Annotated in this window: 1 protein-coding gene; it reads right to left on the bottom strand. The window is 62.8% G+C overall.

Going from position 1 to position 253, the window contains the following annotated elements:
* On the bottom strand, window positions 1–253 hold a 253-nt coding region (locus EOA78_RS36380), incomplete at both ends, for a hypothetical protein (RefSeq protein ID WP_164784130.1).

Below are 253 nucleotides of genomic sequence, written 5' to 3'. Positions count from 1 at the left end.
AGCGTTGATGGTAAGCGTCCTAACGTAGGGGTGCTGAACCAAGTAGCGGCAAACGCGCGAGGCAAGATAGACGCCGTCGATGAGCGCGCCGCCAATAGCCGGTTCCGGTAGGCCGAACGCGCTGCACTCGAGCTCTATCGAGTGCTGAAGGCACACGCCAACGAGCTGGGCGACGAGCTCAGCTTCAGGCGAACGGACCTTGGGCTCTTCGACCTCGACCTCACCCGGCGGAAAGTCACCTGCCGCCTTGTCG

Origin of the sequence: Mesorhizobium sp. M5C.F.Cr.IN.023.01.1.1, from assembly GCF_003997585.1 — a bacterium.
Taxonomy (GTDB): Bacteria; Pseudomonadota; Alphaproteobacteria; order Rhizobiales; family Rhizobiaceae; genus Mesorhizobium; species Mesorhizobium wenxiniae.
The sequence above is the reverse complement of the archived record's forward strand: the minus strand, read 5'-3'. Positions and strand labels throughout refer to the sequence as shown.